This is a genomic window from Klebsiella sp. CN_Kp088, assembly GCF_040064335.1.
In the GTDB taxonomy this organism is placed as follows: domain Bacteria; phylum Pseudomonadota; class Gammaproteobacteria; order Enterobacterales; family Enterobacteriaceae; genus Klebsiella; species Klebsiella aerogenes.
This window is the reverse complement of sequence record NZ_JBEAIQ010000003.1, coordinates 1-10,256: the sequence shown is the minus strand read 5'-3', so window position 1 is coordinate 10,256 and position 10,256 is coordinate 1. Positions and strand designations below refer to the sequence as shown.

Below are 10,256 nucleotides of genomic sequence, written 5' to 3'. Positions count from 1 at the left end.
TCCGGGCACCACTATTTAAAGAACCCGCCCCAAAGGCGGGTTTTTGCTTTTCTGCAGCCGGACTCTCCATCGAACTGCGTTCGATTATTCGCATCGTAACAGTTCACCTCGTCGAAGGCTGCACGCTGTTATAACCAATTGAGGTAGTTATAAAATAACATCGGGTCATGCAAACCAAGCCTCTTTTTGAGTTTAGAGTGATAATATGAAACTTGTTTCCGGTTAAGGTTCAAAGTATTGCATATAGAGCCAACGGTTTTAGTTCCCCTGGTCATCAGTAGTACAGAGCGAGCCTGTCGGGTTAACCCTTCCCCATTGCAAATTGAATAGTAATACGAAATTAATACTTTTATTTTTTTTGAATTATCAACCATCAATATTTTTCGCCACTCATCTATAGATGCACGTTTTGATACAAAGAATAAAGATGCATCCCCCCGAACGACTCTCTCGCTCAGTATGATGATTGAAGCCTCTCTGCGTTCATCAATCAAATGAATCATATACAATAAAGTATATATACTAAGAAAACCTAGCTCTTCAAGTATATATATTTTATTTTTCTCATCCATTCTTATCTCATCATGCAAAGCATCAAGCCCCAATTTTACATATTGATTCTTGACATAAAAATGATATTCCGTCGTCAAAGCACAATGTATAGTAGATAAATCATTATCAATTTTAATCATTATGAAATTCATTGTTATTGTTGATTCTTTTTTATTACAAAGCAAACTAATAATGCGTTTCGCTTTCTAATGTGAAGAATAGATAGTTTTTTGACTGGTTTACACTGAAAAGACATTTCTTATTCTTATTCACATTAGTTATACCTTAATTTAGAAATTTTATTTCATATTAAGTTATCTTATCCCACTAAATGCGAAGCCAGTAACCCATTAATATAAAAGGATTTTTTAATGATCACAGAAACAGAAAATGGCTCAAAAAATAATCATAACTTTATAATTAATGGTCGTGTTAAATTTATTCCATTTCGCAGAATAATAGAGGACATGAATACAGGAACGAAAATTAAACTTCATGTTCCGGCAAGCCTGTGTCTTGATAGATTATTAAATAACCAAGGACGGCTTGTATCTCAGGATGAGCTAATCCTGTACGCCTGGGGGTTGAAGAGGGAATCAACCGTAAGCTCTAATACTTTTTATCAGTGCATACTACATCTACGTAGAAAACTGGCACAGCTGGAGTTATGTGATGTTATTGAAACCGTCCCGCGCCATGGGATTATTTTTAATAATAGTGTCAGTGTATTAATTACCCAGGATACCCCCCCGGTATTTCAACTCGACGATGAGGGCTATCAAACACCAGAAGACGCAGCGGAAAAGGATATTGAGCTATTACTGCCTGTTGAAATCGACAGAAAACAGATTACCAATGAAATGCCTTCACCGCTTTCTCCCGAAAAAGGTTCTGATACAAGCCTCACGTCAACGATTCGGATGGTGGAAAAAGATAGATTACGAATAAGACCTCGCTACGTTTTATTCACCAGCGCTATATTATTAATACTAATAGCCGTATTGGGATTCATGTACATAACTTTTACTAACGATAATGTTTTCAAATCTTATAACCAACTCTCATCCACGAATTGCTTCATCTACACCATAGACAAGCAATATTCTGAAAATGAAATTAAAAACATAATGAAAAGTGTTGGATTACCCTGTTTTAATAAAGAAAGTGTTTTTTTTACCGTGTCTTCAATGCAGTCAAAACTGAACATAATCAACTGCGCCACATATAATAAAAAACAACAAAACTGTCGCTCAGTAACCATAGCGAGAGAATTAGAGGAAAAACCATGAAATACAAAGCCATTGCATGCTCAATTGCATGTCTGGGTGCTTTTGCAGGGGCATATTTTTATTTATCTTCCCCATTCAGTACCGGCAGTGCCATTTCATGCCATAGCCGCCATACTCTAATAAACAATGATTTTAAATTAGATGCAAGTTATGGATTTATCTTCGGCGGTAATAAAGGCGAGTTAACAATGTATGGCTATGCGATAGAGGATGGCGTTCGGGTAAATATTAGGAGAGTGATTAGTTTTACCTATACGAAAATGGATAACATTTATACACTCCATAGTAAAAGAGTAGAAAAATTTTACGGAGATAACAGTGAAAAAGGGAATGTTAACATTCATCTCCCCGAATTTTTTTATCAGACAGGGAAAGATATTACCATGCAACTCAATCGGGATAGCTTCAATGTTCCGATAATTTTCGTGCATCGTATGCCTGTTTTTTATTGCAATAAATCTGGTTAATCTTTTATCAACCAGATACGTTATACTGGCCACCGGTCTGCAATAGTGGAAGTCGATTCCGGGAAATCGTAGTGAGATCGTTGATTCGCCTCGCGGGTATTAATGAAAAGCAACCGGATGGTTTCCATCACCTCCGGTTGCTTTTTATCTTCCGATCCAGGGAGACACGTCTGATATGCCCCCCTGGTTGCGGAAAAATATTTTAGTTTTGGCATACGGTGATATCACCAGCGAAGGCCGCACATGGCTATCTTTCCCTAAGCGCTTCACCAACCTTGTTAAATGGTTTAATCAGATACTGAAGAATTGTTTTTTTGCCGGTCTTAATATCTACACTCGCCACCATCCCTGCTGAGATAAAATGCTTTTTATTATCTTTAGTTTGCAGATGGTCCTTCGTTGTTCTGATATAAACACGATAAAAGACGACTTCCGGTTTTTGAGGGTCAGAAATCGTATCAGGTGAAATTGTTACCACCTCACCATCCAGCCCACCATAGATTGAGTAGTCATAAGCGGTGATTTTTACGATCGCACGCTGCCCAGGATGAATAAAAGCGATATCACGTGGCAATATTTTAGCCTCGATAAGTAATCGGTCATCAAGGGGAACGATGTTCATGATAGTTCCATTTGGGGGAATGACGCCGCCGATAGTGTTAACTTCAATATTTTTCACAATTCCCCTGACTGGAGAAGTAATGGTCGATTTTTTCAGTAGATCGCGCTGACCGATGATCTTTTGATATAACGAATCAACTTCTCCGGAAATTCTCGATAGTTCCTCACCAGATTTTACCTGATAGTTGTAGTTTAGCTCTGATTCTTTCATATTCAGATCGACAAGCTGCTTCCTGAGTCTGATAACATCGACTTTACTTGACGCTCCCTGCGCCATAAGTCGAGTGTTAATCGCGAGTTCATTGTTCAATAAAACCTTTGACGCCTGAATATCTTTCATCGATAAAATATAATTATTTTTTCGCGAAGTATAAAGCACCATTTCTCTATCGGTGATTTCTGGAAAATCATGTAGTTCATCAGGAAATACTAAAGGGCGATTGCTAATCTCCGCCAGGAGTCGAATTTTGCTGGCCAATAGCGCCCGATATTTGGATTCAGATTCCATTACTGCAGCCTCGGTTCTTATCGTATCCAGATTAGCAATAACATCTCCCGCCTGAACAATCTGTCCTTCTGTAACGTTGATGCTATCGAGGATCCCGCCATCAAGAGATTGAATGATCTTCTCTTTCGAGCTGGGGATTACCCGGCCATCGCCTTTCGAGACTTCATCAATACTAAACATGGAAGCCCATAGCAAAAATATGCTGAGAAAAAAGATAACGCTGAGCAGAATATACAATGCCCGGCTAGTTTTAACGCCACCATGGGTGTCGGCAAGCGTAAACTCATCAGTTTCTCTTACCCTATGGGTCACATTCTTATCCGTTGCAAAAAAAACATTATTACAAAAGTCCTTTGCAAGTAAAAAATTCTTTTTTATTTTTCCAGGAATATTTTTCATTATAAACCATCATTTAAAATAGCTTGGCAAAATATAATGATATGATTAGTGACAATGTATTAATTACATGTCATCAATAATCTCATCTTTGCGTTTATCTAACACCACTCTACCGCCAGACACCACGATAGTTCGATTGACAAGATCCAATATTTTCTTACGATGGGTTGCAATAATAACTGTTTTACCGGAAATCCAGCTGCTCATTTTTTTGACGAACTCATCCTCCGTAACATCATCAAGTGAGGAGGTTGGCTCATCCATAATGACAATATTAGGATTACGCAATACCAGTCGAGCCAACAGGATCGTTTGCTGCTGACCGCCTGAGAGACCGTGCCCCCCTTCCTGGATAATGTAATCTAATCCCGAAGGTAGCTGGTTAATGAAATTAATGGCACCGGTAATCTTAATAGCTTCAATAATATCTTCATCCTGTGCCAGGGGGGATCCCAATGTAATATTTTCGCGAAGCGAACCGAAAAATAGTCTCGAGTTTTGGCTCAGGTATCCAATATCACGACGCAGATCGGCAGGGTCGATATCATTAATATTGATACCATCCAGAATTACCTCGCCGGACTTCTGATGCATCATCCCTGAAAGCGCGTTTAAAAACGATGATTTTCCCGAACCGTTGCGCCCAAGAATGGCAATGCGCTCACCCGCTTTGATCTCCAGCGAATCAATACTTACAGCTACTTTCTGCCCATCGACCTGATGCGTAAAAGCCGCATTGGTAATCGAATATTGACCTTCGATAAATTTCTTGTGAATCAATCGCTGATGTTCCGGTTGATCGATGGGTAATTGCATTATCGAGTCGAGGCCTGTCATCGCGACTTTGGTTTGTTGCCAACGGGTAATGATGCCCGCTATTTGCGCAATGGGCGCCATCATTCTTGAGCTAAGAATGGATGAGGCCACTAATGCCCCGGTTGAGAGATCGCCGGACATAACAAAGGGAGTTCCCACCAATACCAGGCATACAAACACCGAACTCTGGACGAAATAAGACCAGGTGGTTAAGGTATGCGTCAGATGCTTTAATTCCAGACTGTTTTCTGCTGTCGTCTTAATGTAGTGCAGCCATTGCTGTTGAAAGCGATGCTCAGCCTGTAAGAATTTGATGTCGTCCAGCCCTTGAACTGTTTCGACCAGCATGGCATTACGCAGGCTGGATTCTCGCGTAGCCGTGTTGGCTAATCTGAACAATTTCTTTTGGCTCAATAAACCGGGAAGTACCATAAGAATGGCCCCAGCCAAAGGTACGAGAAAGACAATTCCTCCCAAAAAATAAATAATTACCAGGAACATAAAGAAGAACGGTAAATCCGTGATGGCAACGACGGTTGACGAAGTCATCATTTCACGAACCTGTTCCAGTTCCTTTAGCTGAGAAATAAACGAACCCGTTGATTTCGGGCGATAGGGGTTTTTTATTCTCAAGGCACGGCCAAATACTCTGTCTGAAATAATCAAGTCTGCACGCTTGCCCAAGATATCAGTTACGCTATAGCGAATTAACCGTAAGGTGAAATCAAAAATAAGCGCCAGGATCACGCCAATAAAAAGCACCCACATTGTAGGATGTGACTGTGCTGGAATGACGCGGTCGTAGGTCTGCATGGAGTAAGTAATGCCGGCCAGACCAAGCACATTGACAAACAGGGAGCCCAGTATGACCAGATAGTATGGTTTCATGTCTGCAAAAATAATTTTCCAGACCCAGTACTTTTCAGCCGGCTTGATGTAATCATCAATGCGAGGATCGGATACATTTTTGGCCGGGCGCAGCGTGATTATTCTACGTCCTTCGGCACGGAGCTCATCTTCTTGTAACAGTGAGATAAGCTCATTATCTTCAATAAACGAAACAACAAAATTTTTATCTTCATCAATACTCTTAATAATCGCCAGACGACCATCTTTCATTTCCAGCACTTGAGGAAACAACCACGAATTAAATCGATAGCCCGCAACAGCGTCTTCCTTAAAAGAAAGACCTGCCCGGCGACTCATGATTTCTACCACCTTACTGCTTGAATCTTTATCATGCCATAAAGATGTTATCAGAATATTCTGTTCTGAAACATTGAGTCGATAGTGGTGCGCGATAGTCACTAACGCACTTTTCCATTGTTCCAGATAGTACTCTTTGGCATCACTGTCATTTTCCATATAGGAAAAGAAATCCATATCTTGCACTATATCATCCTTTATTTTTCATTAAATTAATTAATTTGCCAGCATAGTACAGACTTTCCATGGCAAGGTTCGATACTGTATAATTACTATTAATGATGTCGGCTTTGGTTTGATGAATCTCGGCTTCAGCACTGGTTAAATCAGAAACCGAACGGGCCCCCAACTCCAGATACTGTGACATATAAAGATTACGCGTTCTTATAGCGCTTTGCTCTCTTTCCCGTTTGTTTTCCAGGCTAATTTTGGTGTTTCGCATTTGGCTTGAATATTCCATTATTCTCTGTTCAGCATTATTTTTTTCTGCATCTAAGTTAAATTGTGCAGTATTAAGCGCATCTTGTGCTTGCTGTACTTTTGATGATACAGACCCGCCCTGATATAGTGGAACTTTTACATTTATAAAGGCACCATAACGGTCGCGATTTTTGGTGGAGCCATTGCTGGCCGATTGCTCGGTCAAATCATGTTCATAGTAAGGCGCCAATGTTATTGTCGGATAATATTCATTTTTTTGAACATCAATTTGTTTTTTAGCGATATCTATTTTAGCTCTGGCTATCCTGATTGCCGGTGAGTCAGTATTAACCGGATTATCACGTAAAATATTATTATAGAGTTCTTCGATTTCAGTCGGGAACTCCATGATAATACTGGCTGAAATTTTTTTATTTAAGAGATGATCCAGAGTTGCCAGCCATTTTTCATATTGCGAAATATAATCATTATAGTTTGAGAGTGCCTCGGCTACTCTAAGGTTAGCCTGAGAGTAGTCAGATTCAGCGCTGGCCCCCAGGGCGACACGTTTTTTTGTTAAGTCTTTGATTTTAGTAAAACCGTCAATACGTTCCTTTGCACCAGTACTGAGTTGATGATAGCGGACGATTTGCAAATAGGCGCTAATCGTCTGATAAAGAATATCATTAATCTCTTTTTCTATTTCGTAGCCCGCATTAGCGACATTCAGTTGAGAGAGTTCAACCCGGTCACTGGTACTACCAAAATCATAAATCATCTGTTCAACTGATAAGTTTAGTTGATTCGTTTTATTATTATCATCACTATAATCGTCTTTGGCGATACCGGAATTAAGGCCCATTTGCACATTCGGATAATAGGCAGATTTAACCTCATCGATCATAGATTTTAGTCTTTCCGATTCAGATATTGCCCGTTTAATTTCCGGGTGCCAGCTAACGGCCATCAGCATTGCGCTGTGTAGATTATATTTATCTTTTGAAGAAATAATACTTTTTGTAGCAGCAGGTGCAGGTGTAGGTGCAGGTGCAGGTGCAGGTGCAGGTGCAGGTGCAGGTGCAGCAGACAGTTTTTCTTTTGAGAAACGATTTTTTTCAACCGGTTTAGCATATACAACAGGGGCATCATTGGACAGTGGCTTATTAGGTTTCGGAGTTTCTGATGGTACCGATGATTTATCCTCATTAACAAATGAAACGGGAAAAGTGATAAGCTCACAGGAAGCACTTGCAATCATTAAAAGATTTCCTATGGCAACGGATAAATAGAGTCGTGCTTTATGATTAAGTCCCACTGGATAGCTCCCTGAATTATAAATACAACGCGTTATCATTCCATGATGATTTATTTCTGGTATCGGGTATGAAGACATCCTTCATGACACCGTGGAGAGCCACATATTGTAAAGCTATGTGGCTGACCGATCCCGGCGGCTAACCGATGTAGCTGCCGGGAAAGGTATTACTTAGGATTAAGCAGCAGCAAATTGATAATGTTCTTCATTTAGCTGCAGCTGATTGACGACTTGATTTAGGGCGTTATATTCTCCAGAATCTTCAACATTTTGTTGCTGTTCAGATACTTTGTTTTCTGCCACAACAGAATTATTTTCTTCACCAACCAGAGAATCCAAATTGATCTCGTTGGCATTATTTTCCTCCGTCAGAGAAGCGAGCTGTTCATCAGTCAGCTCTTCGTTTACAGCCTCCTTAGAAGCCTGCGAAGCCTGCGAATCCTGCGAAGCTTGCGAATCAACCATTTCGTTCAGCGAAGTTACGTTGCTATCAGAGTAAGTGGCTAACTCATTCAGCGTAGAAGTAATGTTGGACAAATCATCAGTAGACAAGCTTCTCTCGCTGCCTTCTCCCACAGATTGTTCCAGAAGATTATCAACCGCTTTTTCTGCGCTAACGAGCAGTTTATCAAGGGATTCAGCTGCTGGCTTCGCCGCCTCAGCTGCGCTTTCAACTGTTTCAGCTAAGGTATTGAGCGAACTGGCGGCCACATTGTCGTTGGAGGAACCACCAAAAATTTTCGCGACAATATCGTTAATGAGATTAGAAATCGTTTCCAGTGGATGAGTGATCCCATAAATCACTTCGGAAATAAAATCAATAATCCCCTTAAATGGACTCAAGATGCCATCAATAACCGAGTTAAACAGATCCGTGACCGTTCCAACTGGGTCACTGATAAATTTGACCATCAATGTAAGAGGATCGCCGAGCAGTTTTACTATCGAATCAATCGGATTGGTAATAAAGTTAAAGATGGAGCTAACCGTGTCAATAAAGAACTTACACGGCGCAAGAATAATATCCATGATATCCTGGAACACATTGCCAATAGCGCCAAACGGATCGCTGAGGAAGTCACCAATGCATTCTATAAGATTACCAATAACTTTGCCGATAGCCTCAAACGGCGAGACAATAAAATCAATAATGGAACCAACTGCATCAATAATAAACTTACATGGCGCAAGGATAACATCAATAGCACTTTGAATCATATTCCCAATAAAAGCGGCTGGATCCTTAAAGAAATCCTGAATGCTATTGGAAATAGATGAGAAAATATTTTTAACGCCCTCAATAGGCGAAGAAATAAAGTCAATAAGAGAGTCAATAAAACTATTAATCGGCGTATCTGGAGTATCAGAATCTGTGTTTAAACCCAGCATGCCCTTTATAAAGGCTTCGATTAGGTTTATCGCCGATGTCCCAGTACTCATGGCGATAGGGAGACCCATGATCAACGCCATACCCAGTTTCGTGATCAGGTTGACAACATTACTTAAGCCATAATGAATAGCAATAAGAACACCGTCAATGGCCAGTGTGAAATCCGAAAGCACACTGACAACAGGTATTAATCCTGGAATAAACTGCATGACGCCTGTAATAATCCCCAGGATCCATTCGGCAATGACGCTTATAGCTTCGACGCCTAGCTTAGGAATAGCCATAATAGCGACGAACAAATCACCCAGAGCTAATGGAATAAGCGGGTTTTGTAACAGCGATTGTGAGAAATCAGAGACGAAATCCTCCATCGCAGAGGAATCACCGTTTAGTAAAGCGGTAAATCCTTTAACCAGGGTTATCACCCAGCCGATGGCGCCGGTAATGATCGCAGGCAGGCTAATAAGACCAACACCGATACTCTCTACAATAATTTTAAAGCCGTTAGCAAGGCCATCTACGAGAATCAGTATACCATTAAAGATTTGCGGAATGGTTCCTAATGGTCCCCAAATCCCTCCCAGAATACCGGTGATAAATCCTGTAACCCACTGAACCATATTGGAAATAAAGCTTAATGGCACGTGAATGACTTCAACAAATGCTTCCCAGGCGATCAGAGCTGCGCCGGTCAGTGCCGCAGGCGCGGTTTCAAGCAAAAAGTGGTAATCACTTAACATCGGAATGACCGATTTAAGTGCTTCCAGCAATCCTTTCGGAATGGCTATAATCGCATTCCAAATACCACTGATAATATCTTCCAGGATTGACGGTTCGTTCTCGGCATTGAGGCTTGCGGCGTCGGCTTGTGCTTTCTCCACACCCGCAATATCGGTCGCGTCGTTCACCGCCTGATGGGCCGCGTCCTTTTCATCCTGGCTCAGGTTATCCATAGCGTCGATCGCCTTGTTAGCGCTGTCTTTCGCGCCATCAAGGTTATCGCTGGTAGCATCAGCCAGCGCTTGCTCCAGGCCCTCTACGCCTGTCGCGTCGTTCACCGCCTGGTGGGCCGCCTCTTTCTGCTCATCGCTCAGGTAGCTCATGTCGTCGATCGCCTGGTGAGCGTCGGCTTTGCCTTCCTCAAGGTTTGTCACCACGGCATCAGCCAGCGCTTGCTCCAGGCCCTCTAAGCCTGTCGCGTCGTTCACCGCCTGGTGAGCCGCCTCTTTCTGCTCATCGCTCAGGTAGCTCATGTCGTCGATCGCCTGGTGAG

General features: G+C 41.5%; 7 protein-coding genes. 2 read left to right on the top strand and 5 right to left on the bottom strand.

Going from position 1 to position 10,256, the window contains the following annotated elements; genetic code table 11:
- Positions 1-128: 128 nt before the first annotated feature.
- Positions 129-692: a hypothetical protein gene (locus tag ABLV08_RS03415; RefSeq protein ID WP_348855570.1), complete on the bottom strand. Its 564-nt coding sequence runs from the start codon at positions 690-692 to the stop codon at positions 129-131.
- Between the two features lie 231 nt (positions 693-923).
- Here ABLV08_RS03415 and ABLV08_RS03410 point away from each other — a divergent pair, with 231 nt between their 5' ends.
- Together ABLV08_RS03410 and ABLV08_RS03405 are read left to right on the top strand one after the other, a co-directional pair.
- Positions 924-1,841, top strand: coding sequence for a winged helix-turn-helix domain-containing protein (locus ABLV08_RS03410; RefSeq protein WP_049051823.1), 918 nt, complete (start codon positions 924-926; stop codon positions 1,839-1,841).
- Positions 1,838-2,308: a hypothetical protein gene (locus ABLV08_RS03405; RefSeq protein ID WP_049051824.1), complete on the top strand. Its 471-nt coding sequence runs from the start codon at positions 1,838-1,840 to the stop codon at positions 2,306-2,308. Before ABLV08_RS03410 ends, ABLV08_RS03405 begins: the two co-directional genes overlap by 4 nt.
- A 247-nt stretch (positions 2,309-2,555) precedes the next feature.
- Here the strand turns inward: ABLV08_RS03405 and ABLV08_RS03400 are convergent, their stop codons facing one another.
- The 4 genes from ABLV08_RS03400 to ABLV08_RS03385 form a co-directional block, all read right to left on the bottom strand.
- Complete coding sequence (locus tag ABLV08_RS03400) at positions 2,556-3,836, bottom strand: HlyD family efflux transporter periplasmic adaptor subunit (RefSeq protein WP_348855569.1); 1,281 nt, start codon at positions 3,834-3,836, stop codon at positions 2,556-2,558.
- 63 nt (positions 3,837-3,899) lie between these two features.
- Positions 3,900-6,035, bottom strand: coding sequence for a type I secretion system permease/ATPase (locus ABLV08_RS03395; RefSeq protein ID WP_213193920.1), 2,136 nt, complete (start codon positions 6,033-6,035; stop codon positions 3,900-3,902).
- A 13-nt stretch (positions 6,036-6,048) separates the two neighbouring features.
- A complete protein-coding gene (locus ABLV08_RS03390; protein WP_348855568.1) occupies positions 6,049-7,593 on the bottom strand; it encodes a TolC family protein in 1,545 nt (514 codons plus the stop codon).
- Between the two features lie 177 nt (positions 7,594-7,770).
- The coding region (locus ABLV08_RS03385) for a hypothetical protein (RefSeq protein ID WP_348855566.1) at positions 7,771-10,256 on the bottom strand (2,486 nt) is incomplete at its 5' end.